19 protein-coding genes are annotated in these 20,950 nt (G+C 68.6%); 11 read left to right on the forward strand and 8 right to left on the reverse strand.

Going from position 1 to position 20,950, the window contains the following annotated elements; translation table 11 throughout:
* Positions 1 to 118: 118 nt before the first annotated feature.
* On the forward strand, positions 119 to 1,042 hold the full coding sequence (locus tag AC6CR5_RS19060; RefSeq protein WP_020925922.1) for a LysR family transcriptional regulator: 924 nt from the start codon (positions 119 to 121) through the stop codon (positions 1,040 to 1,042).
* A gap of 18 nt (positions 1,043 to 1,060) precedes the next feature.
* Here the strand turns inward: AC6CR5_RS19060 and AC6CR5_RS19065 are convergent, their stop codons facing one another.
* The 3 genes from AC6CR5_RS19065 to AC6CR5_RS19075 are packed head-to-tail and all read right to left on the reverse strand — an operon-like array spanning position 1,061 to position 3,444.
* Complete coding sequence (locus tag AC6CR5_RS19065; RefSeq protein WP_020925921.1) at positions 1,061 to 1,684, reverse strand: flavin reductase family protein; 624 nt, start codon at positions 1,682 to 1,684, stop codon at positions 1,061 to 1,063.
* A gap of 1 nt (position 1,685) precedes the next feature.
* Positions 1,686 to 2,450, reverse strand: coding sequence for a GntR family transcriptional regulator (locus tag AC6CR5_RS19070; RefSeq protein ID WP_006389774.1), 765 nt, complete (start codon positions 2,448 to 2,450; stop codon positions 1,686 to 1,688).
* A gap of 34 nt (positions 2,451 to 2,484) precedes the next feature.
* Positions 2,485 to 3,444 carry a polysaccharide deacetylase family protein gene (locus tag AC6CR5_RS19075; RefSeq protein ID WP_026382078.1) on the reverse strand — a complete coding sequence of 320 codons (960 nt, stop codon included), beginning with the start codon at positions 3,442 to 3,444 and terminating at the stop codon, positions 2,485 to 2,487.
* A 197-nt stretch (positions 3,445 to 3,641) separates the two neighbouring features.
* Here AC6CR5_RS19075 and AC6CR5_RS19080 point away from each other — a divergent pair, with 197 nt between their 5' ends.
* The 3 genes from AC6CR5_RS19080 to AC6CR5_RS19090 are packed head-to-tail and all read left to right on the forward strand — an operon-like array spanning position 3,642 to position 8,218.
* Positions 3,642 to 4,832: an ABC transporter substrate-binding protein gene (locus AC6CR5_RS19080; RefSeq protein WP_047993169.1), complete on the forward strand. Its 1,191-nt coding sequence runs from the start codon at positions 3,642 to 3,644 to the stop codon at positions 4,830 to 4,832.
* Positions 4,833 to 4,850: 18 nt separating this feature from the next.
* On the forward strand, positions 4,851 to 5,729 hold the full coding sequence (locus AC6CR5_RS19085; protein WP_150101120.1) for a branched-chain amino acid ABC transporter permease: 879 nt from the start codon (positions 4,851 to 4,853) through the stop codon (positions 5,727 to 5,729).
* Positions 5,729 to 8,218: a branched-chain amino acid ABC transporter ATP-binding protein/permease gene (locus AC6CR5_RS19090; protein WP_047993167.1), complete on the forward strand. Its 2,490-nt coding sequence runs from the start codon at positions 5,729 to 5,731 to the stop codon at positions 8,216 to 8,218. The genes AC6CR5_RS19085 and AC6CR5_RS19090 overlap by 1 nt, the downstream gene beginning before the upstream one ends.
* Before the next feature lie 41 nt (positions 8,219 to 8,259).
* On the opposite strand, the gene AC6CR5_RS19095 is transcribed toward AC6CR5_RS19090, so the two are convergent.
* A complete protein-coding gene (locus tag AC6CR5_RS19095; RefSeq protein WP_498084817.1) occupies positions 8,260 to 9,234 on the reverse strand; it encodes an Lrp/AsnC family transcriptional regulator in 975 nt (324 codons plus the stop codon).
* Positions 9,235 to 9,345: 111 nt separating this feature from the next.
* On the opposite strand from AC6CR5_RS19095, the gene AC6CR5_RS19100 reads away from it, so the two are divergent.
* Complete coding sequence (locus AC6CR5_RS19100; protein WP_006389768.1) at positions 9,346 to 10,650, forward strand: MFS transporter; 1,305 nt, start codon at positions 9,346 to 9,348, stop codon at positions 10,648 to 10,650.
* Positions 10,651 to 10,743: 93 nt separating this feature from the next.
* Entirely contained in the window at positions 10,744 to 12,171 is a 1,428-nt protein-coding gene (locus AC6CR5_RS19105) for an amidase (protein WP_498084818.1), read from the forward strand.
* A gap of 62 nt (positions 12,172 to 12,233) precedes the next feature.
* On the opposite strand, the gene metK is transcribed toward AC6CR5_RS19105, so the two are convergent.
* Positions 12,234 to 13,397 (reverse strand): methionine adenosyltransferase, encoded by a 1,164-nt coding sequence (gene metK, locus AC6CR5_RS19110; protein ID WP_006389765.1) that lies wholly within the window; start codon positions 13,395 to 13,397, stop codon positions 12,234 to 12,236.
* A gap of 277 nt (positions 13,398 to 13,674) precedes the next feature.
* Between metK and AC6CR5_RS19115 the strand changes: the two genes are divergently transcribed.
* The 5 genes from AC6CR5_RS19115 to xerC are packed head-to-tail and all read left to right on the forward strand — an operon-like array spanning position 13,675 to position 18,132.
* Positions 13,675 to 14,541 (forward strand): lysophospholipid acyltransferase family protein, encoded by an 867-nt coding sequence (locus AC6CR5_RS19115; protein ID WP_006389764.1) that lies wholly within the window; start codon positions 13,675 to 13,677, stop codon positions 14,539 to 14,541.
* Between the two features lie 49 nt (positions 14,542 to 14,590).
* A complete protein-coding gene (locus AC6CR5_RS19120) occupies positions 14,591 to 15,481 on the forward strand; it encodes a lysophospholipid acyltransferase family protein (RefSeq protein WP_020925911.1) in 891 nt (296 codons plus the stop codon).
* A 48-nt stretch (positions 15,482 to 15,529) separates the two neighbouring features.
* Positions 15,530 to 16,441 (forward strand): diaminopimelate epimerase, encoded by a 912-nt coding sequence (dapF, locus tag AC6CR5_RS19125; protein ID WP_054448280.1) that lies wholly within the window; start codon positions 15,530 to 15,532, stop codon positions 16,439 to 16,441.
* Positions 16,442 to 16,445: 4 nt separating this feature from the next.
* Positions 16,446 to 17,123, forward strand: coding sequence for a DUF484 family protein (locus AC6CR5_RS19130; protein ID WP_024070714.1), 678 nt, complete (start codon positions 16,446 to 16,448; stop codon positions 17,121 to 17,123).
* A gap of 34 nt (positions 17,124 to 17,157) precedes the next feature.
* Positions 17,158 to 18,132 (forward strand): tyrosine recombinase XerC, encoded by a 975-nt coding sequence (xerC, locus tag AC6CR5_RS19135; RefSeq protein ID WP_498085750.1) that lies wholly within the window; start codon positions 17,158 to 17,160, stop codon positions 18,130 to 18,132.
* A gap of 13 nt (positions 18,133 to 18,145) precedes the next feature.
* Here the strand turns inward: xerC and AC6CR5_RS19140 are convergent, their stop codons facing one another.
* Genes AC6CR5_RS19140 through AC6CR5_RS19150 form a run of 3 tightly spaced genes read right to left on the reverse strand, consistent with a single transcriptional unit; the run spans position 18,146 to position 20,933 of the window.
* The gene (locus AC6CR5_RS19140) at positions 18,146 to 19,288 is read right to left on the reverse strand and encodes a nickel/cobalt transporter (protein ID WP_047993161.1); all 1,143 of its coding nucleotides are present in this window, start codon (positions 19,286 to 19,288) and stop codon (positions 18,146 to 18,148) included.
* Positions 19,279 to 19,872: a DUF1007 family protein gene (locus AC6CR5_RS19145; protein ID WP_230846565.1), complete on the reverse strand. Its 594-nt coding sequence runs from the start codon at positions 19,870 to 19,872 to the stop codon at positions 19,279 to 19,281. Before AC6CR5_RS19145 ends, AC6CR5_RS19140 begins: the two co-directional genes overlap by 10 nt.
* A 50-nt stretch (positions 19,873 to 19,922) precedes the next feature.
* A complete protein-coding gene (locus tag AC6CR5_RS19150) occupies positions 19,923 to 20,933 on the reverse strand; it encodes a metal ABC transporter substrate-binding protein (RefSeq protein WP_498084819.1) in 1,011 nt (336 codons plus the stop codon).
* Positions 20,934 to 20,950 lie beyond the last annotated feature (17 nt).

Consider the following 20,950-nt stretch of genomic DNA (forward strand, 5'->3'; position numbering starts at 1 on the left):
CTCCTGGTCGGCCGCGTGAGGCGGCTCTGTATCGGTCAACCCAGTGTATAAGCCCACTTCATTCTTATAATTACTTAAATACCTAAATCTTTATTAGATCCAATTTATAAATCTGCCCATGGATGCGCTCTCCGACCTGGCCTTCTTCTCGCTGCTGGTCAAGCACGGCAACCTGTCCGCGGCCGCGCGCGAGCTGGGGCTGACGCCGCCAGCGGTCAGCACGCGGCTGGCCAAGCTGGAACAGCGCCTGGGCGTGCGCCTGCTCAATCGCAGCACCCGCCGCGTCAGCGTCACGCAAGAGGGCGAGCTGTATCTGGCGGAAGGCAGCCGCATCCTGGCCGACCTGCAGGCGCTGGAGCGTTCGGTCTCCAGCAGCCGGGCGCAGCCCCAGGGGCTGCTGCGCCTGAATGCCACCTTCGGCTTCGGCCGCGCCTACGTGGCCCCGGCCGTTTCGGATTTCGCCCGTCAGTATCCGGAAGTGGAGGTGCAGTTGCGCCTGACCGATCGGCCCTTGAACCTGATCGAGGAAGGCTTCGATGTGGCGGTGCGTTTCGGCGACCTGCCCGACGCGCGCCTGACGGCCCGCAAGATCGCCTCCAACCGGCGCCTGCTGTGCGCCTCGCCGCGCTACCTGGAAACCTTCGGCGAGCCGCGCGCGCCGGGCGAGCTGCAGCGCCACCGCTGTATCGTCGTGCGCGAGAATGACGTGGCCTACGGCACCTGGCGGCTCGAATCCGGCCAGCGCGCCGAGACCGTGAAGGTGCGCGGCCCGGTCAGCTCCAACGACGGCCAGAGCGCGCTGGAATGGGCCCTGGACGGCCACGGCATCGTGATGCGATCGGAATGGGAGACCGCCGAGCACCTGCGGGCCGGCCGCTTGCGGCAGATCCTGCCGGAATGGTCGACGCCGCCGGCCGACATCCACGTGCTGTATCCGGAGCGCCTGAACCTGCCGGCCAAGACCCTGGCGTTCGTCGATTTCCTGGCGCAGCGCTTCGCCCGCCATCTGCGCGCGCCGGGTTCGCAGGCCGCCGTCTGGTGACGAACGTCCCGCGCGCTGTCAGATCTCGTCGATGGCGGTGCTGGCCGGCATGTCGCCGATGGCATAGCGGTCGCGCGTGGTGACGTAGAAGCTGGCGCCAAAGCGGCCCACCGGAAAATAATCCTGCAGCCGCACGCGCCAGGTGTCCGTGTCGATCAGGCCGTCGCGCGCATGCAGCCAGCGCACCTGGCCGATGAAGATCTGGCGGCTGGCGGTTTCCAGGGTCTCGAACAGGGTGCATTCGAACGCGACCGGCGCCTGCACGATGCGCGGCGGCGCCACCCGCTGGCTCGGCGCGGCGTCCAGGCCGGCGTGCGCCAGCTCGCTGACGTCGGCCGGCAGGCGGTCGCCGCAGCGGTGCATCTTCTCGGCCATGGCCTCGTCGGTCAGGTGCACCACGAATTCGCGGTCGCGCGCGATGTTGCGCGCGGTGTCCTTCAGGTTGCCGTCCTCGAGCCGGTTGATGCTGACCATGACGATGGGCGGATCCTCGCCCAGCATGTTGAACATGCTGAAGGGCGCGGCATTGACCACGCCGGTTTCGGACAGGGTGGTGATCAGCGCGATCGGCCTTGGCACGATCAGGCTGGCCATCAGCTTGTAGCGCTGGTATTCGGTGATTGAATCGAAGTCGATGTCCATGTCAGGCCATTCCCAGCATCTGGGCCAGGGTTTGTGCGGGCTGTGGGCGCTCCAGGCTGATGCGCCGCTCCAGGTCCGCGAGATGGTTGTCGTTGATCTTGACCGCCTCGGCCACCTGCCCCTGCTCCATCAGGTCGACGATCTGCACGTGTTCGCCATGCTCACAGGCGGCGTTGCCGGGCGGTTCATACAGCGCCACGATCAGCGAGCAGCGCGACACCAGCTCCGCCAGGTAGCCGTGCAGGATGGCGTTGCCCGACAGCTCGCCCAGGCGCACATGGAAGGCGCTGGCCTGGCGCGCCCAGGCGGGCTGGCCGGCACGATGCAGCAAGGCATGCTCGTCGCGCAACTGCTTGCGCAGCGAGGCGTAATCGGCCTTGGTGGCGCGCGCGGCCGCCAGCGGCAACAGGGCCGCTTCCAGCGCGCGCCGCGCCTCGAAGATCTGGCGCGTGTCCTCGGGGGTGGGCTCGGCCACCACCGCGCCGCGGTTGTGGTGCAGGTCGACCACATGCTCGTGGGCCAGGCGTTGCAGCGCCTTGCGCGCGACCGAGCGCGAAACGCCGAAGATGTCGCACAGCGCCGCCTCGGGCAGCTTGGTGCCGGGCGTCAGCCGCTGGCTCATGACACTTTCATAGACCGCCTCGCAAATGCGGCGCTCCATGTCGGCATCGGGGGCCGTGTCCTCCAAGTGTTCGGACACGGCGGCGGCGGCGCGGCGCGACGGCGTCGCCCTGGGACGGGATTTGGCGGGATCGCGGGTAGGCATGGCGGACTCGGTGGCAACGAAGGCAAAGGAGCGGTCAACGGAAAGACAGTCCGGGCGCCGTCGACAGTCCATCGACGTGCGCGCAGATCTGGCCCGGCGTGGCGAACCAGATCTCGCCCCGGTCGCGCGCGGCCGCCAGCGGGGCCAGCGCCCGACGCAGGTGCCGCAGGCGGTAGGGCTGCCCCACGATATACGGATGCAGCGCGATGCCCATCACCAGGGGCTGGCGCTGCGCCTGGAGCCGCATTTCCTCGAACTGGTCGAGAATCATATCGGCAAAATCGCGCGCATCCATCTTGCGGCCCATGATCATGGGGATGTCGTTCAGCTCCTGCGGGTAGGGAATCGCCCACAGGTCGCCGGCACGCGTGCGCATGCGCGTGGGCTGGTCGTCGTGGCACCAGTTCAAGGTGTAGCGGTAGCCAGTCTCGGCCAGCAGGTCCGGCGTGGCGCGGCTTTCCGAAATCCACGGCGACAGCCAGCCGGCCGGGGCGCTGCCGGCGTGGCGGCCGATGCGGTCGCGGCAGTGTTCCAGCAACGCCCGTTCCTCCGTTTCGCCCAGCCCCCCCTGGCGATGCGCGTTGCTGTAGCCGTGGCCGATCAGCTCGTCGCCGCGCGCCAGGCAGGCATCCACCAGTTCCGGACAATGGTCATACAGCGCGGTGTTGATCAGCGCCCCTGCTGGCAGTCCCAACGCGTCGAACAGTTCCAGGCAGCGCCAGGCGCCCACCCGGTTGCCGTACTCGCGCCAGGCGTAATTGAGCACATCCGGATGCGGCGAGGCCGGCCCCAGCTCGGCGCCCAGCCCTTCGCCGAAGGCGAAATGCTCGATGTTGAACCCCAGGTAGACGGCCAACCGCGCGCCGTTGGGCCAGGCGTAGTCCGCGCGGCCGGTGATGGGCTGGTAGGCGAAACGGTCGTGGCCGGCCAGCGGCGCGGGAGTCCAGGGCGCGGCAGGCCCCGCATTAGTGCCTTGAAGCAGGGATGGATTCATTTTGGTGCAAATCCTGATGCATGATTGTGAACAAAAACCCTGTTCTTTTGAAAACAAAAACAGGCTCCAACGTCGACAAACCACCGTTTTCCCCCTGGGGCACGCCACCGAAGCGCGGGTGGCATGGATCTTGCATCGGGAACGGCAGCAGCACCTCTCCCATGCAAGATCCATTCCACTTTTCCAGGAGTGCCCCGATGCGCCCGACCCGCCGTTCCTTCATGCTCCGCGCCACTGCCGCCGCCCTGTTCGCGGCCGGCCTGGCCGCGCAACCCGCGCTGGCCGCCGACCCCATCAAGATCGGCCTCATCACCGCCCTGTCGGGTGAATCGGCGCGTGCCGGCGAAGCCTTGACGCGCGGTATGACCATCGCCATCGACGAGATCAACGCCAAGGGCGGCCTGCTGGGCGGGCGCCAGGTGGTGCTGGTGCGGCGCGACGACGAAGGCAACCCCGCCAAGGGCATGGCCGCGGCGCGCGAGCTGATCTACAAGGAAAAGGTTGCCGTGCTGTTCGGCGGCCTGGATACCCCGGTGTCGATGGCGATCGTGCCCATCGTCAACCAGGAGAAGGTGCCATTCATGGGCCCCTGGGCCGCTGGCACCGCGATCACGCACAACAAGGGCAACCCCAACTTCGTGTTCCGCGTCTCGGCGATGGACGAGATCGTCGACAGCGCCATGGTGCAGTACGCCCGCAAGACGTTCCAGAGCGCCAAGCCGGGCATGATTCTGGTGAACAACCCCTGGGGCGAATCGAACGAAAAGGGGCTGGACGCCGCGCTCGCCGCCGCCAAGATCACGCCGGCCGGCGTCGAGAAATTCCAACCCGCCGACCTCGACGTCACGCCGCAACTGAGCCGCCTGAAGGCGGCCGGCGCCGACACGCTGTTCCTGGTGGGCAACGTCGGGCCCTCGGCGCAGGTGGTGAAGTCGCTGGACCGCATGGGCTGGAAGGTGCCGGTGGTATCGCACTGGGGCCCGGCCGGCGGCCGCTTCACCGAATTGGCCGGCCCCAACGCCAAGAACGTGCACTTCGTGCAGACCTACAGCTTCTTCGGCAAGCAGGGTCCGGTGGGCGAGAAAGTGATGCAGGCGCTCAAGGCCAAGTATTCCGACATCAAGGGCCCGCAGGACATCACCCCGGCCGTGGGCGTGGCCAATGCCTATGACGGCATGCAACTGGCGGCGCTGGCGATCGCGCAGGCCGGTTCCACCGACGGCGACGCCGTGCGGCAGGGCTTCTACAAGATCGGCAAATACGAAGGCCTGATCAAGACCTACGAGCAGCCCTTCACGCCGGCCTCGCATGACGCCCTGCGCGAAGACGACTACGTGTGGACGCACTTCGTCGACAACCGCATCCTGCCCGTCAAGGGCGCGCAGTAAGCGCGAGGGGAGAGACGCATGCTGTGGATGTCCGCCATCGTCAGCGGCCTGGGCCTGGGTAGCATGTATGGGCTGATGGCCCTGGGGTTCTACCTGACCTACGCCGTATCCGGCACGGTCAACTTCGCCCAGGGCAGCTCCATGATGCTGGGCGCGGTGCTGACCTTTACCTTTGCGCAGACGCTGGGCTGGCCGCTGCTTGCCGCCTTGCCGCTGGCGCTGGCCTTGTGTGCGTTGTATGGCCTGGTGGTCGAGCGGCTGGCGGTCCGACCGTTCGCCAGCCGCGGCTCGAACGCCTGGCTCATGTCGACGGTGGCCTTGGGCATCGTGCTGGACAACCTGGTGATGTTCACCTTCGGCAAGGAGCCGCGCAGCCTGCCGTCTCCGCTGGCGCAAGCGCCGCTGGAAATCGGCAGCCTGGGGTTGGGCGTGTATCCGCTGCAACTGCTGATCCCGCTGGTCGGACTGGCATTGGCTGCCGCCCTGCATGCGCTGTCGCGCCGCACCCGCTGGGGAGTGGCACTGCTTGCGGTGGTGCAGAACCCGAACGCGGCGCGCCTGATGGGCATTCCGGTGCGGCGCGCCATCATGGTCGCCTTTGCTGTCTCGACCCTGTTCGCGGGCGTGGCCGGCGCGCTGGTCGCGCCGCTGTTCAACGTGCAGGCCGACATGGGCACCCTGTTCGGACTGAAGGCCTTCGTGGTTGCCATACTGGGCGGCATCACCAGCGCCTGGGGCGTCATGCTCGCCGGCCTGCTGTTCGGCGTGGCCGAAGGGCTGATCACCGTCGCCCTGGGTTCCGGCTATACCCAGATCATCAGCTTCGCGCTGGTCATCGCCATCCTGGCCATGCGGCCCAACGGATTGTTCGGCCGCGCGGCCGTGAGGAAGGTCTGATGGCCCGGCAATCTGCATTCTCTTGGCCGGCGCTGGCCGTCTATGCGGTGCTGGCGGTCGTCAGCCTGGCCCTGGCGGCCAGCGTCAACGGCTATTACGTTTTCGTGATCGGCAACGTGGCCTTGCTGGCGCTCGCCGGCATCGGCCTGAACGTGCTGCTGGGCCTGACCGGCCAGATGTCGTTCGGCCATGCCGCGTTCTACGCCATCGGGGCGTACACGGTGGCTATCCTCACCGGCCAGGCGGGCTGGAATTTCTGGCTGGCATGGCCCGTTGCCGCGGCGGTGGCAGGGGTGTTCGGGCTGCTGCTGGCGCTCCCGGCGCTGCGGGTCCAAGGGCCCTACCTGGCGATGATCACGATCGCCTTCGGCTTCATCGTGGAACACACCCTGGTCGAGGGCGGCGATCTCACCGGTGGCCAGAACGGGTTGATGGGCATTGCCCAGCCCGCGCTCGGCGCGCTGGGCGGAGACCGCGGGGTGGCAATGCTCGCGATCGTGACGGTGTTCGCCGCGCTGGCCGGTTATGCGCTGCTGGCGCGCGGCAGTTGGGGCGCGGCCATGCGCGCGGTCAAGGACAGCGAAACGGCCAGTGAATCCATCGGCCTCAACCCGCTGGTGGTGAAGGCCGTGGCCTTCATGGTGTCGGCGGCCGTGGTCGGCCTGGCGGGAGGCCTGTATGCGCCGCAGGCCGGCATGATCACGCCGCACAACTTCAACTTCATGCAGTCGATCCTGTTCGTGCTGGCCGTCACCATCGGCGGCGCCGGTTCGCTGGCGGGGCCCCTGCTGGGCGCGGTGGTGGTCGGACTGCTGCCCGAACTGCTGTCGAGCCTGGAGGAATATCGCCTGTTGTTCTTCGGCGCCTTCCTCCTCGTGGTGCTGTGGGCGGCGCCCGAAGGCGCGGCGGGACTGCTGGCCCGCTGGCGGCGACGCGGCCTGACACCGCGTCTGGCCCCACGCCAGGGCGGCCTGGCCGCCAATGGCCGGGCCCGCCGCGCCCTGCGCGCCGACACGCTGACCATGACGTTCGGCGGGGTGCGCGCGGTGCAGGGCGTATCGTTTCACGTCGCGCCCGCCGCCATCACCGCGTTGATCGGCCCCAACGGCGCGGGCAAGTCCACCGTCATCAACATGCTCAGCGGCTATTACCAGCCCACCAGCGGCAGCGTCGCGCTGGGCGCCGCGCCGCTGGCCGGCCTGCCGGCCCACCGCGTGGCGCGCGAGGGCATCGCGCGCACCTATCAGACCTCGCAGTTGTTCGACACTTTGAGTGTCGAGGACAACGTCGCACTGGGCCTGTTGCGCGGCCGGCTGGGCGGCCTGCTGGCCGCACGCCGTTATCTGTCGTCCGATGCGCGCGAGCGGGCCCGCGCCCTGCTGGCCTTTTGCGGATACGAAGGCGACCTGGACACGCCGGCCGCCGATCTTGCGCACGTGGATCGCAGGCTGGTGGAGATTGCCCGCGCGCTGGCCACCGACGCCGACGTCCTGTTGATGGACGAGCCCGCGGCGGGCCTGTCCCGCGAGGACAAGACACGACTGGCCGCCCTGCTGCGGCGCATTGCCGACGCCGGCGCCGGCGTACTGCTGGTCGAGCACGACATGGCATTGGTGATGGGCGTCTCGGATCACGTTGTCGCCATCGACGCGGGGCGCGAGTTGGCGCAGGGATCCACCGGCGAGATCCAGCAGTCCGAAGCCGTGCGGCAAGCCTACCTGGGCGACGATGCGGCGCGCCAGGCGCCCGCGGCGCGTGCGCGTCCGGTTACCGGCGGCGTCGCGCCGGAAGTGCTGGGAGTGGGCAACCTGACCACCGGCTACGGCGCCAACCCGGTGCTGCATGGCATCGACCTGCAGGTGCGCGAGGGCGAAATGGTCGCGCTGCTGGGCGCCAACGGCGCCGGCAAGTCGACGCTGATGCGCACGCTGGCCGGGCTGCACCGGCCCGTCCAGGGCGGCATGCACCTGCAAGGGCAGGAATTGCAGGGGCTGAGCGCGGACCGCATCGTGGCGCGAGGTCTGGTCCTGGTCCCCGAGGGGCGGCAGGTGTTCCCGGACCTGAGCGTGCTCGACAACATCCGGCTGGGCGCCTTCCTGCATCCAGCCGATCGCGAAGCGCGCGTAGAGGAGATGCTGACGCGTTTTCCGCGCCTGCGCGAGCGGCTGCACCAGCGGGCCGGCCTGCTGTCCGGCGGCGAACAGCAGATGCTGGCGATCGCCCGAGGGTTGATGTCCAAGCCGGTGATCCTGTTGCTGGACGAGCCGTCCCTGGGCCTGGCGCCGAAGATCATCGACGAATTGTTCGAAGCGCTGGACAGGCTGCGGGCGGAATCGATGACGATCCTGCTGGTGGACCAGATGGCCGCGCTGGCGCTGTCGCTGGCCGACCGCGCCTACGTGCTGGAGTCCGGCCGCGTGACGGCGCACGGCACGGCGCGGGAAATCGCCGCGGATGGGGCGCTGGCGCGCGCCTACCTCGGCACCTGAATGCAGCAAGCCTGGCACACCAGGCTTGCTTTTGCGCGGATTCAGGTGGCGTCAGCGCCCAGCCGCGCGCCCTCGCGCACGATGCCGCAGCGCTTGTAGGCGCGCATCACCACGCCCACTTCACTGGCCAACACGCCATCGAGTTCACCCAGCCTGCGCGTGACCACGTCCCACAGGTGCAGGCTGTCGCGGCACAGCACGTGCCAGAACAGTTGCGAGGCGCCGCTGGTGCCGAACAGGCAGCGCGTATTCGGATCCAGCGCCAGGTGCGCGGCCAGGGCATCGACCGCCTGCGGCCGCACCTGCACCGAGATCACCGCCTCGACCGGAAAGCCCACCAGGGCGGGCTCGACTTCCACGCGAAAGCTCAGCGCGCGCCGCTCCACCAGATGCTGCAGCAGGCGATGGGCAGTGGGCTCGCTGACGTCGGCATGCGCGGCCAGCTCGGCCAGGCTGGCGCGGCCGTCGCGCATCAGGTGCCCGACGATGCGCTGTTCGGACTCGGTCAGCGCTGCGGGCGGCTGCGTAACGGCGGACTCCGGCCCCTCGGGCGGGGCGTCGCCGGCCTGGATGCGCCATTGACCAGCGCGGCGGAATGGCCGCAGCACCAATCGCGCCTCCACATGCTCGACGCCATCGATCGACGGCAGCACCCGCGTCACCACGTCGGGCATGTCGGCCGCGTCCGCCAGCGTCAGTTCCGCCATCAAATCGGCCGTGCCGGCCAGCGTCACCACGAGCTGAGTGATGCCAAGCTGCGCCAGGGCGTCGGCCGCCTCGGCCACGCGTCCCGACCGGCAGCGCACCCAGGCATGCAGCACCACGCCACGACCCGTGGCCAGCGGATCGGCTTCGGCGATGACCCGCAGGGCGTCGGCGTCCATCAGCCGCTTGATGCGCCGCGCCACGGTGCGTTCGGCGATACCGGTGGCCGCGCCCAGCTCGCGCCAGGACGCGCGCGGGTCGGCCTGCAGGGCGATCAGGCAGGCGAGATCGGTGTCATCGAGCGCCGGCATTAGGGGCTTACCCTTACTTGACGTGACTATATTCATTAATCTAACGTTCGCGCATTGAAAAAAACACAAAATTTAACGGTCTATTTGACCAAAAATAAAACAGAGGACGTTATGAGTACCCCTTCCGCAACCCTGCGCGCCACGCAGGGGGCAAACGCCGCGCCCGTGTCGCGCGCCCGCACGATTCTGGCCGGTAGTGTAGGCAATGCGGTGGAATGGTTCGATTGGACCATCTATGCGTCGTTCGCCATCTTCTTTTCGAAGCAGTTTTTCCCCGAGGGCAACGAAACCGCCGCATTGCTGGCGACCTTCGGTATTTTTGCCGTCGGCTTCTTCATGCGGCCCGTCGGCGGCTGGGTGCTCGGCATCTTCTCGGACCGCTATGGCCGCAAGGCCGCGCTGGGCCTGACCATCCTGATGATGGCCGGCGGCTCGCTGATCATCGCCGTCACCCCGACCTACGCCACCATCGGCCTGGCCGCCCCGCTGCTGCTGACCGCCGCGCGCCTGCTGCAAGGCCTGTCGCTGGGCGGAGAGTATGCCTCGGCCACGACCTTCCTGGCGGAAATGGCGCCGCCCAACAAGCGCGGCTTCTATTCCAGCTTCGTCTTCTTCAGCGCCGCGGTGGGCATCCTGGCCGCGTCCGCCGTGGGCTGGCTGCTGACCTCGACCCTGAGCAAGGCCGAAATGGCCGACTGGGGCTGGCGCATTCCGTTCTTCCTGGGCGCGCTGGGTGGCCTGGCCGGCATGTGGATCCGCCGCGCGATCCCGGAAACCGAGGCGTTCTCGCACGCCAAGAAAGCCGGCGTCGAAAAGCAGCCGCTGCGCACCCTGATGCGCGAACATCCGCGTGAAGTGCTGCGCATCGTCGGCTTCTCGATCCTGACCACGTTCGCGTTCTACATCTTCGTGGCCTATGTGCCGACCTACGCCATCCGCCAGGTCAAGGCCGATCCGCAGGTCGCGTTCGCCGCCAACACCGTCGCGCTGATCGTGTTCATGCTGGTGCAGCCCGTGTTCGGCATGCTGTCGGACCGCATCGGCCGCAAGCCGCAGCTGATCTTCTTCGCCGCCGGCTATCTGGTGTTCTTCTACCCGTTGATGACCACGCTGGGCCCGTCGTTCGGCTCGATCCTCGCCGTCGAACTATTCGGCCTGGTGCTGTACGCCATGTACACCTCGATCGCGCCGGCCATCATGTCCGAGCAGTTCCCCACCAGCGTGCGCGCCGTCGGTATCGGCACGCCCTACAACCTGGTCGTGGCGCTGCTGGGCGGCACCACCCCGTACCTGCTGACCTGGCTGCAAAGCAAGGGCATGGAGCGTTGGTTCTTCTATTACGTGCTGGCCGGCGCCGTCATCACGCTGATCACCTTCATCCGCATGCCGGAGACCCGCGGGCAGTCACTGAAGTAATCCCCGACGCGTGCGCAACCGCGCCCCGACGCCTCCCCACAGCGCTTTCCGGCTCCGCCAGGGCCGGAAAGCTTTTCCATTTCCGTGAGCGCCATGCCCGACCAAGACACTCCCCTGCATTTCCGCGAAGCCCGCGAACTCGCGCGCGCCATCCGTGACGGCGCAATCAGCTCCCGCCAGGTCACCGTCCACTTTCTCGACCGCATCGAGCGCGCGCCGGCGCTGGCCGCCTACAGCCAGGTCACGGCCGAGCGCGCGCTGGCCCAGGCGGAAGCCGCCGACCGGCTGTTGGCAGCCGGCATCTCGATGGGGCCCCTGCACGGCGTGCCGGTGGCGGTGAAGGACAGCCTGCACTGGGCCGGCACGGTCGCCAGCGGCGGCTCGCAAACCCGCAGCGGCGTCATCAGCGACGAAACCGCGGCCGCCGCGCGCGCCCTGGCCGCGCAGGGCATGGTGATCCTGGGCAAGACCCGCATGACTGAATTCGCGTTCGGCCTGTCGGGCCAGAACCCGACACAGGGCACGGCCCGCAACCCGTGGGATGCCGCCACCGCGCGCGCGCCCGGCGGTTCGTCCAGCGGGGCCGGCGTGGCGGTGGCGGCCGGCCTGGCGCCCCTGGCGGTGGGCGGCGACACCGGCGGCTCAGTGCGCGCGCCAGCGGCGCTCAATGGCGTGGTCGGCTACAAGCCGTCCTCTGGCGTGATCAGCCGCGCTGGCTGCCTGCCCTTGTCCGAAACGCTGGACGTGCTGGGGCCGATCTGCCGCAGCGTGGCCGACGCCCGCCTGCTGACGCAATTGCTGGCCGGCCCCGACATCGATGATGTCGCCACGCTGGCCCTGCCCGCTGCCAGCATCGCCGCCCTGCGGCGTCCGGCCGCCCGCCGTGGCGGCGCCGTGGCCGTGCTGGCGCCACAGGCCTGGCCCGCGACACTGGCCGACGAAGGCCTGCGGATCTGGCACGAAGCGCAGGAACGGCTGGACCAGGCCGGCATCACGCCCGAGGCCTGGCATCCGCCGGCGTCGTTGTCGTTCGCGCGCATGGCGGACGACAACTCGCTAGTATTGGCCTACGAGGCCTACCGCCATTTCGGCCACCTGGCCGACGACCCTGATCAACCGCTGTGGGAAGTGGTGCGCACGCGCATCGCCGCCGGCGGCCGCATCGCGCCGGCCGACTACGCCGCCGCGTTGCAACGGCGGCATGCGGACATGGCCACGTTCGCCGCCGCCATGCAGGGCATCGATGCCTTGCTGATGCCGGCCTGCGACCAGGCCGCGCAGGCGCTGGACCCTGCCGACACGCGCCACACCGGCCTGGGCAAGCTGCTGCGTCCGGCCAACTTCCTGGGCGCGGCGGCCATCGCATTACCGGCCGGCCATGACGTCGACGGCATGCCGATGGCGGTGCAGTTGCTGGCGCCCGCCGGCGCGGATGCCGCGCTGCTGGACTGCGCCGCCGCGCTGGAACGCATCCTGGCGCCGGTCCTGCGCACGCCCGACCTGTCAGCCTGGGGTCTCTGATTCCAACCCCGGCCGAAAAAAAAGCCCCTGCGTGCAGGGGCTTTTTTGCGAAGGCGCGACGCTCAGGCCGACTTCTTCAGTTCCTGGACCTTGTCCGTGGCTTCCCACGAGAATTCCGGCTCGGAACGGCCGAAGTGGCCATACGCGGCGGTCTTGGTGTAGATCGGACGCAGCAGGTCCAGCATGTTGACGATGCCCTTCGGACGCAGGTCGAAGTGCTCGCGCACCAGCTTGGCGATCTGGTCGTCGGGGATGACGCCGGTGCCTTCGGTGTAGACGGTGATGTTGATCGGCTCGGCCACGCCGATGGCGTAGCTGACCTGCACCTGGCACTGGCGCGCCAGGCCGGCGGCCACGATGTTCTTGGCCACGTAGCGGGCGGCGTAGGCGGCCGAACGGTCGACCTTGGACGGATCCTTGCCCGAGAACGCGCCGCCACCGTGCGGGCATGCGCCGCCGTAGGTGTCGACGATGATCTTGCGGCCGGTCAGGCCGCAATCGCCTTGCGGGCCGCCGATGACGAAGCGGCCGGTCGGGTTGACCAGGAACTTGGTCTTGGGCGTGATCAGGCCTTCGGGGAAGCTGGGCTTGATGATGTCTTCGATGACCGCTTCGCGGATGGTCTCTTGCGTGACTTCCGGCGCGTGCTGGGTCGACAGCACCACCGTATCGACTTCCGCCGGGCGGCCGTCGATGTAGCGGAAGGTCACTTGCGACTTGGCGTCGGGGCGCAGCCACGGCAGGCGGCCGTCCTTGCGCAGTTCGCTCTGGCGCTGCACCAGGCGGTGCGCGTACCAGATCGGGGCCGGCATCAGGTCGGGCGTTTCGTCGCAGGCGTAGCCGAACATCAGGCCCTGGTCGCCCGCGCCCTGGTTCAGGTAGTCTTCCGAGCTGCGGTCCACGCCCTGGGCGATGTCGGGCGATTGCTTGTCGTAGGCGACCAGCACCGCGCAACCCTTGTAGTCGATGCCGTACTCGGTGTTGTCGTAGCCGATGCGGCGGATCGTGTCGCGCGCGACCTGGATGTAGTCGACGTTGGCGGTGGTGGTGATTTCACCGGCCAGCACGACCAGGCCCGTGTTGCACAGGGTTTCCGCCGCCACGCGGGCGTTGGGGTCCTGGGTGAAGATGGCGTCCAGAATCGCGTCGGAAACCTGGTCGGCTACCTTGTCGGGGTGTCCTTCGGAAACGGATTCGGAAGTGAAGAGAAAGTCGTTATTGGCCACAGATGCGTCCTTTCGTGTCCGGTACAACCGGAACATTGGGTTCACGAGGCGCGTTGCACCCCGGACTGCATGGCATACGCTGATCTGGGCGCGACGCTTTAGCGGATTTGGCAAGCGATGCATGACGCATCGGTATCCTGCCGTCGCCCCGCAAGTTGTCGGTTAACTCGGCGACGGGTCGATTTTAAGCGAAAATGTCGGTCTTATGCTTGTGCCGGGGGTGGGGTCTTTCCCGCGAGCACCGGCATCACCATGCCCGATATCGCTCATTTGCCGCATGCTGCTCGTCCTATTTCGCCTGTTCGCCTCCTTGCCCCTGCCCGTCGCGCACGCGCTGGGACGCCTGCTTGGCCGCGCCGCGTATGCGTTTCCGGGCAAGTACCGGCGCCGCCTGCAGGCCAATGCGGCGCAGGCGGGCTATCCCGAGCCGGCCTTTGCCCGGCGGGCGGCGGGCGAGGCCGGCGCCATGATCCTGGAAATGCCGCGGGTCTGGTTTCGCAACGAGCAAAGCCTGGCCCAGGTCGTTTCCGATGACAACGACGTGGTCAGCGCCGCCCGCGCCGAAAACCGCGGCATCCTGTTCCTGACCCCGCACCTGGGCTGTTTCGAGATCACCGCGCGCTACCTGGCCCGCCTGATGCCCATGACCGTGATGTTCCGCCCGCCGCGCAAGGACATCCTGGCGCCGCTGCTGGAAACCGCGCGCAACAGCTCGGCCGTCAATGCCGTGCCGGCGACCATGCAGGGCGTGCGCGAATTCGTGCGCGCCCTGCGACGCGGCGAATCCGTCGGCATGCTGCCGGACCAGGCTCCGGGCGTCGGCGACGGCGTCTGGGCGCCTTTTTTCGGACGCATGGCCTACACCATGACGCTGCCGGGCAAGCTGGCCACCCAGACCGGCGTGCCGATCATCCTGACCGCGGGCGAGCGCCTGCCGGGCGGGCGCGGCTGGCGCATCCACTACGTGCGGGTGCCGGAACCGCTGCCGGCCGATCCCCAGGCCCAGGCAGCGTTGCTCAACGCCGCCATGGAAACCCTGATCCGCCGCTGCCCGCAGCAGTATCTCTGGAGCTACAACCGCTACAAGACCCCTCGCGGCGCGCCCCCGGCGCCAGCCGACGACACCGCCGCCGCCTCCGGCTGAGGCCGTCGCCCCATTCCGTCCCGCCGCCCTGGTCCCACGCTTTTTACCCATGAACGATTCGAAAACGCGCACGTTGGTCTCCCTGCTGAAGTGGTTTGGCCGCATGCGGCCCGCCAACCGGCAACGCATCGGCGCCGCGCTCGGCTGGCTCGCCATGCGGCTGGCCAGATCGCGCACCCGCATCGTGCGCCGCAACCTCGAGCTGTGCTTCCCCGAACAGCCCGCGCAGGTGCGCGAACGCTGGGTGCGCGAACACTTCAGGGCGCTGGCGCAGTCCATCGTCGACCGCGGCGTGTTGTGGTACGGCACGCCCGAGGCAATCCAGGACATGGTCACGCAAAGCGGCGCCGAGCGCATCAACGAGCTGACCGCCCAGGGCCGTTCGGTCATCCTGCTGGCGCCGCATTTCATCGGCCTGGATGCCGCCGCCACCCGCCTCACCATGGAAGTGCCGAGCGCGGCCACCATGTACACGCCGCAAAGCGATCCGCACATCGACGCGGTCGTCGCGGCCGGACGCGCCCGCTTCAACGAGGTCTTCCTGGTCAGCCGCAAGGACGGCGTGCGCGAACTGCTGCGCCATCTGCGCGCACCGCGGCCGGTGTACTACCTGCCAGACATGGATTTCGGCCGCCAGGGCTCGGTATTCGTGCCGTTCTTCGGCATTCCCGCGGCGACCCTGCTGGCGACCGCCCAACTGGCCAAGAAATGGAATGCGGCGGTGCTGCCCATCCTGGATTTCTGGAACCCGGAAACAGGCCGCTACCATGCCGAAGTACTGCCGCCGCTCGAGAACTTCCCCGGCGACGATACGCTGGAGGAGGCCACCGCGCGCCTGAACCGGGAACTGGAAGCCTGGGTGCGCCGCTGTCCCAGCCAGTATTACTGGGTGCATCGCCGCTTCAAGACGCGGCCGCCGGGCGAGCCCAAGATCTACTAGCGCGCGTTCGGACATGCGCCGTGCGGCGGCGCGGTTTTCAGGGCCAGAATGGGCGATAATCCTCCCATGAACTGGAATTTCACCAAAATGCATGGCGCGGGCAACGATTTCGTCGTCCTGGACGGTGTCCGCCAGGCCATCGAAATGACGCCCGAGCGCGCCCGCGCCCTCGGCGATCGCCATTTCGGCATCGGCGCCGACCAGATCCTGCTGGTCGAACGCGCCACCCGGCCCGATGCCGACTTCCGCTACCGCATCTTCAATGCCGACGGCAGCGAGGTCGAGCATTGCGGCAATGGCGCCCGCTGTTTCGTGCGCTTCGTGCATGAACAAGGCCTGTCCGACCGTAACCCGCTGCGCGCCCAAATCGCCACCGGCATCCTGGTGCTGGACGAAGGCGACGACGAACAGGTCACCGTCGACATGGGCAGCACCCGTTTCGACCCGGCCGCGTTGCCGTTCGACACCGCCGGCCTGGCCTCGCGCACCGAAGGCCAGGACACGCTCTGGCAGCTGGAGCTCGACGTGCCCGCCGGCCTGCCGCGCAGCGTGGCCCTGTCGGCCGTGGCCATTTCCAATCCGCACGCGGTGCAGGTGGTGGACAACGTCGACACCGCGCCCGTCGCCATCGTCGGCCCGCTGATCGAAAACCATCCTCGCTTCGCCCGCCGCGTCAACGCCGGCTTCATGCAGATCGTCGATCGCCACAGCATCCGCCTGCGCGTGCATGAGCGCGGCGCCGGCGAGACGCTGGCCTGCGGCACCGGCGCCTGCGCCGCCGTCGCTGCCGGCATCCGCCGCGGTCTGCTCGACTCCCCGGTGCGCGTGCAGACGCGCGGCGGCGTGCTGACCATCGCCTGGAATGGCGAACAACTGCGCTTGACCGGCCCTGCCGAATCCGTCTTCACGGGCCAGGTCGATATCGACAAGCTCGTCTTCTCCATGGCGCTGAACCGCTGACCCCATGACCGATACCGCTTTCACCGCCCAGGACATCGCCGCTTTCCTGCAGGAACATCCCGGCTTCTTCGACGAACACGCCGACGTCTTCGCCACGCTGCAGGTGCCGCATCCGCACGGCTCGCGCGCCATCTCGCTGGGCGAACGCCAGATCCTCACGCTGCGCGAACGCAACCGCGAACTCGAATGGCGCCTGAACGAACTGGTGCGCAACGCCACCGCCAACGAAACCATCGGCAGCCACATCTCCAAATGGTGCTGCCGACTGTTGTCGGAACCGGATCCGCAGCTGGTGCCTGGCGAGATCGCCCTGGGGCTGGCCGAACAGTTCGAACTGAACCACGTGGCGCTGCGCCTGTGGAACCTGCCCGACCTGCCCGAAACCGGCTACGGCGAACCCGTCAGCCAGGACGTGCGCACCTTCACCGACAGCCTGAAGGCGCCGTACTGCGGCACTGACACGGCCTTCGAGGCGGTCGCCTGGCTGGACGCCAAGCCCAAGTCGCTGGCGCTGGTGCCCCTGCGCCTGGAGGCCGAAGGCGCCAGCGTGGGCCTGTTGGTGCTGGGTTCGGACGACGCCGAGCGTTTCACGCCCGACATGGGCACCGCGTTCCTCGAGTCCATCGGCCAGTTGGCCTCGGCCGCGCTGCACCGGTTGAACCCGGCCGCCCCCAAGGCGTGATCCAGCCATGAGCGCGGGAGCCCCGGAACACGCCATGCAGGACCCGGCGCCGGACGCTCCCCTGCCCGATCCGATGGCCGCATGGCTGCGCCATCTGGAAAGCAACCGCCGCTATTCCCCCCACACGCTGGACGGCTACCGGCGCGAGCTGGGTTTCCTGCACGCACTTGCCGAACGCGCCAAAATGCCGCTCGACAAGCTCGGCAACGGCCATATCCGCCAGTTCGTCGCGCGCCTGCATGCTCAGGGCCGCGGCCCGCGCAGCCTGGCTCGCACGCTGGCGGCCTGGCGCGGCTTCTACCAGTGGTGGGCGCCCGCCATCGGCCTGGCCGGCAATCCGGTCGCCGGCGTGCGCGCGCCGAAGGCGCCGCGCAGCCTGCCCAAGGCCCTGTCGGTGGAACAAACGCAGGCCCTGCTGGACCGCGCGCCTGCCAAAGTGGCGACCGAACCGGCCGCGCTGCGCGACCAGGCCATGTTCGAATTGTTGTATTCCAGCGGCTTGCGCCTGTCGGAACTGGTCGGGCTCGACCTGCGCTTCGCGCGCTCGGCCGACTATGAATCGCGCGGTTGGCTCAATCTGGATGAAGCGGAAGTGATCGTGCTGGGCAAAGGCGGCAAGCGCCGCTCCGTGCCCGTGGGCCAGGCGGCCGTGGCGGCGCTGCAACGCTGGATCGAAGCGCGGCCGCAACTGGCCCCGCCCGCCGCATCGCCATCAGATGCCGCCGCGCTGTTCCTGGGCGCGCGCGGACGCCGCATCTCGCCGCGCGTGGTGCAGCTGCAATTGGCGCACGTCGCGCAGGCCGCGGGCCTGCCGACCCACGTGCATCCGCACGTGCTGCGCCACAGCTTCGCCAGCCATGTGCTGCAATCGGCGCAGGATCTGCGCGCCGTGCAGGAAATGCTCGGCCACGCCAACATCTCCACGACCCAGATCTATACCCGGCTGGATTTCCAACACCTGGCGCGCGCCTACGACCAGGCGCATCCACGCGCCGGCCGCAAGTCCTGAGCACCGGGCGCGCTCATCCGCCGCCGGCCAGCATGCCACCCAACAGCAACACGCCCAATGCCAGCACGGCCAGAGCGGCCAACGCTTCCACGCCGTAGCGCAACCGCGCCGCCGCCACGCCCGACAGGCGGGATCCCAGTGTCGTGGCGGCGCCGCCGGCCGCGACCGCCAGGCAGGCCAGCGCGGCCACGGTCAGGCCGGTGCCCAGCCCCATCGCCAGCGCCGACGCCACCCCCGCCAGGAAGAATCCCTGGGACAACGCGAACACCAGCACGATCAACGCGCCGCTGCAGGGCCGCAGGCCCACCGCAAAGATCGCGGACCAGGCGCGACGCCAACTCAACGGCCCCGCTACCTGGTCGGGCGGCGGCACATGCGCGTGGCCGCAGCCGCAATCGTCGTGATGCGCATGGACATGGTCATGGTCATGGTCGTGGTCATGCGGTTGGGCAGGCGCCACCGCATGCCCGTGCGGCGCCGAGGCCCGCACGCCGATGGCACGCAAGGCCGCGGCGCCCTTCAAGACCGGCGCGGACGCCACGGACGTCGGCGCAGCGGCCACTGCCATTGCCGGGGCCGGCCGACGGCGCAACAACGGCCGGATCGCCTTGATCCAGACCAGCCAGGCCCCCAGCAACGTCACCAGCGCATACGACGCCAGCTCCAGCCAACGCGTCGCCTGATTCATCACCGCCGCCGTGGCGTTGAACACCAACGCCAGCGCCGCCACCATCGCAATGGCCACCAGGGCCTGCACCAACGACGACAGCAACGCCAGCAGCGCGCCATTGCGGGCGGTCTGGCGATTGGCGAGCACATAAGAAGAAATCACCGCTTTGCCGTGTCCCGGCCCAAGCGCGTGGAACACGCCGTACGCAAAAGACAGGCCGATCAGCGTCCAGGCAGCGCCGCCGTCGGCCTGCCAGGCACGCACGGCGGCAGTGAGCTGGCGATAGAAATGCGTCTGCCACACCGACACCTGGCCGAAGAACGCGGACAACCAACCGGGACCGCCGGCGAGCCCCGCGCCGCTTTCCGGCACGCCGAAAGGATGGGCGCCCTGCGCCGCGGCCATGCCGGTCCAGGCCAGCGCGCCCAGGGCCAGCAGCCACGCGCACGCGGCCGCCGCGATGGGCCGCCCCCGCGTCAGGAGCATTGCACCTCGATGCGGTGCGTCAGCCCCTTGGTGATGGCGAAAAGCTCTTCCGGCAGGGCATCCGGATCGGCCGGGATCGCGGCCAGTTGCTGCATGGTGTTCCAATCCAGTTCCTTGGGCTTGCGGTAAGCCTGCTTGCAGGCCGCCGCGCCGGGTCCGCCCAACGCGACCGCCCCTTTTTCTTCGAAGGCGTACGCCACGAAATAGGTCGGGTCATAGATATCGACCTGGGCGCCGGCGGAGTCCAGCGCGGCAGGCTCGGCCAGCGGCAAAGTGAACGCCAACGCCAATCGACCGGTCTTGGGGTTCCAGGTCACGCGCGCATCGCGCGGCGCGGCGAACACCGCGCTCTTGCCCGCCACGGTGACACGCGTGAAGTAATGCGACACCGGCTCGCCCAGCGCCTTCATCCAATCCTGCGCCATGGTCTTCAAGGTGTCGTCGGGCAGGGCGCCGCCCTTGCCCTTCTTGAGACCCTGGGTGGCATAGGCGCCGAACATTTCGTCGAACAGCCAGACCTGCCTCACGGCCGTGACCCGATGTTGCTCGTCCAGGTCGATCACGGCGCGGGCATCGATCCACATGTGCGGATGGGCGCTGGCGGCGCTGGCCGCCAGTGCGCCCGCGACAGCGATCAGGGCCGCAATGCGGCGGTGAGCTGACGTACGTTCCATTCAAACATTTCCAGGTAGGTGGCGCCGGGCTGTCCGGGCTTGGACAGCGCATCGGAATACAGCGTACCACCCACCTTGGCGCCCGTTTCACGCGCGATCTGCTGCACCAGGCGGGGGCTGGTGATGTTCTCGACGAACACCGCCGGCACCTTGTCGCGCTTGACCTGCTCGATGATGCGTGCCACGTCGCCGGCGGACGGTTCGGCCGCGGTCGATACGCCCATTGCCGCGATGAAATCCACGCCATACGCATCGCCGAAATAGCCAAAGGCGTCGTGCGAGGTGACTACCTTGCGGCGTTCGGCCGGGATCGCGGCGAAGGCCTTGCGCGCGGCGGCATCGGCGGCCTGAAGGCGGGCGATGTAGGCATCGGCGCGCTTGCGATAGGCGCCAGCGTGGGCGGGATCGGCGGCGGCCAGGCCCTCGGCCACATTGCGCGCATAGGTCACGCCGTTGGCCAGGTTCTGCCAGGCGTGCGGGTCGGCGTCGCCATGATGGTGATGCTGGCCCTCGCCAGCGCCATGATCATGATCATGGTCGTGGGCGTGGTCGTGGTCCTTGCCGCCATGGCCGTGATCGTGCGTGCCGTGCTCATGGCCGGCGAACTTGCGCGGCGTCACTCCCTTGGAGGCGACGACGGTCGGACCCGTGAAGCCCGCGGCCTTCACCAACCGCGGCAACCACGCTTCGAAGTCCAGGCCGTTGACGAACAGTATCCTGGCGGCCGCCAGTTTCTTGGCATCGCCAGGCGTTGGCTCGTATTCATGGGCGTCGCCGTCCGGGCCCACCAGCGTGTCCAGCTTGATATCGTCGCCGCCCACCTCGCGCACGATGTCGCCCAGGATCGAAAAGCTTGCCACGACCGGCAGCGGTTCGGCGGCATGCGCCGCGCCGAAGGCCGTGGACAGCCACAGGCCGGCGGCGGCCAGCAAGGCGCGGCGGCGTGGCAACGCCGGCAGAATGGAACGCATAGCGAATCTCCTTGAGG

The sequence above is a fragment of the Achromobacter sp. EG18 genome, assembly GCF_059759395.1.

What these genes read in the sequence shown, in the direction of transcription:
- AC6CR5_RS19060 (WP_020925922.1), top strand. Translation starts at nt 119, where the DNA reads ATGGATGCGCTCTCCGACCTGGCCTTCTTCTCGCTGCTGGTCAAGCAC.
- AC6CR5_RS19065 (WP_020925921.1), bottom strand. Translation starts at nt 1,684, where the DNA reads ATGGACATCGACTTCGATTCAATCACCGAATACCAGCGCTACAAGCTG.
- AC6CR5_RS19070 (WP_006389774.1), bottom strand. Translation starts at nt 2,450, where the DNA reads ATGCCTACCCGCGATCCCGCCAAATCCCGTCCCAGGGCGACGCCGTCG.
- AC6CR5_RS19075 (WP_026382078.1), bottom strand. Translation starts at nt 3,444, where the DNA reads ATGAATCCATCCCTGCTTCAAGGCACTAATGCGGGGCCTGCCGCGCCC.
- AC6CR5_RS19080 (WP_047993169.1), top strand. Translation starts at nt 3,642, where the DNA reads ATGCGCCCGACCCGCCGTTCCTTCATGCTCCGCGCCACTGCCGCCGCC.
- AC6CR5_RS19085 (WP_150101120.1), top strand. Translation starts at nt 4,851, where the DNA reads ATGCTGTGGATGTCCGCCATCGTCAGCGGCCTGGGCCTGGGTAGCATG.
- AC6CR5_RS19090 (WP_047993167.1), top strand. Translation starts at nt 5,729, where the DNA reads ATGGCCCGGCAATCTGCATTCTCTTGGCCGGCGCTGGCCGTCTATGCG.
- AC6CR5_RS19095 (WP_498084817.1), bottom strand. Translation starts at nt 9,234, where the DNA reads ATGCCGGCGCTCGATGACACCGATCTCGCCTGCCTGATCGCCCTGCAG.
- AC6CR5_RS19100 (WP_006389768.1), top strand. Translation starts at nt 9,346, where the DNA reads ATGAGTACCCCTTCCGCAACCCTGCGCGCCACGCAGGGGGCAAACGCC.
- AC6CR5_RS19105 (WP_498084818.1), top strand. Translation starts at nt 10,744, where the DNA reads ATGCCCGACCAAGACACTCCCCTGCATTTCCGCGAAGCCCGCGAACTC.
- AC6CR5_RS19115 (WP_006389764.1), top strand. Translation starts at nt 13,675, where the DNA reads ATGCTGCTCGTCCTATTTCGCCTGTTCGCCTCCTTGCCCCTGCCCGTC.
- AC6CR5_RS19120 (WP_020925911.1), top strand. Translation starts at nt 14,591, where the DNA reads ATGAACGATTCGAAAACGCGCACGTTGGTCTCCCTGCTGAAGTGGTTT.
- dapF (WP_054448280.1), top strand. Translation starts at nt 15,530, where the DNA reads ATGGGCGATAATCCTCCCATGAACTGGAATTTCACCAAAATGCATGGC.
- AC6CR5_RS19130 (WP_024070714.1), top strand. Translation starts at nt 16,446, where the DNA reads ATGACCGATACCGCTTTCACCGCCCAGGACATCGCCGCTTTCCTGCAG.
- xerC (WP_498085750.1), top strand. Translation starts at nt 17,158, where the DNA reads ATGCAGGACCCGGCGCCGGACGCTCCCCTGCCCGATCCGATGGCCGCA.
- AC6CR5_RS19140 (WP_047993161.1), bottom strand. Translation starts at nt 19,288, where the DNA reads ATGCTCCTGACGCGGGGGCGGCCCATCGCGGCGGCCGCGTGCGCGTGG.
- AC6CR5_RS19145 (WP_230846565.1), bottom strand. Translation starts at nt 19,872, where the DNA reads ATGTGGATCGATGCCCGCGCCGTGATCGACCTGGACGAGCAACATCGG.
- AC6CR5_RS19150 (WP_498084819.1), bottom strand. Translation starts at nt 20,933, where the DNA reads ATGCGTTCCATTCTGCCGGCGTTGCCACGCCGCCGCGCCTTGCTGGCC.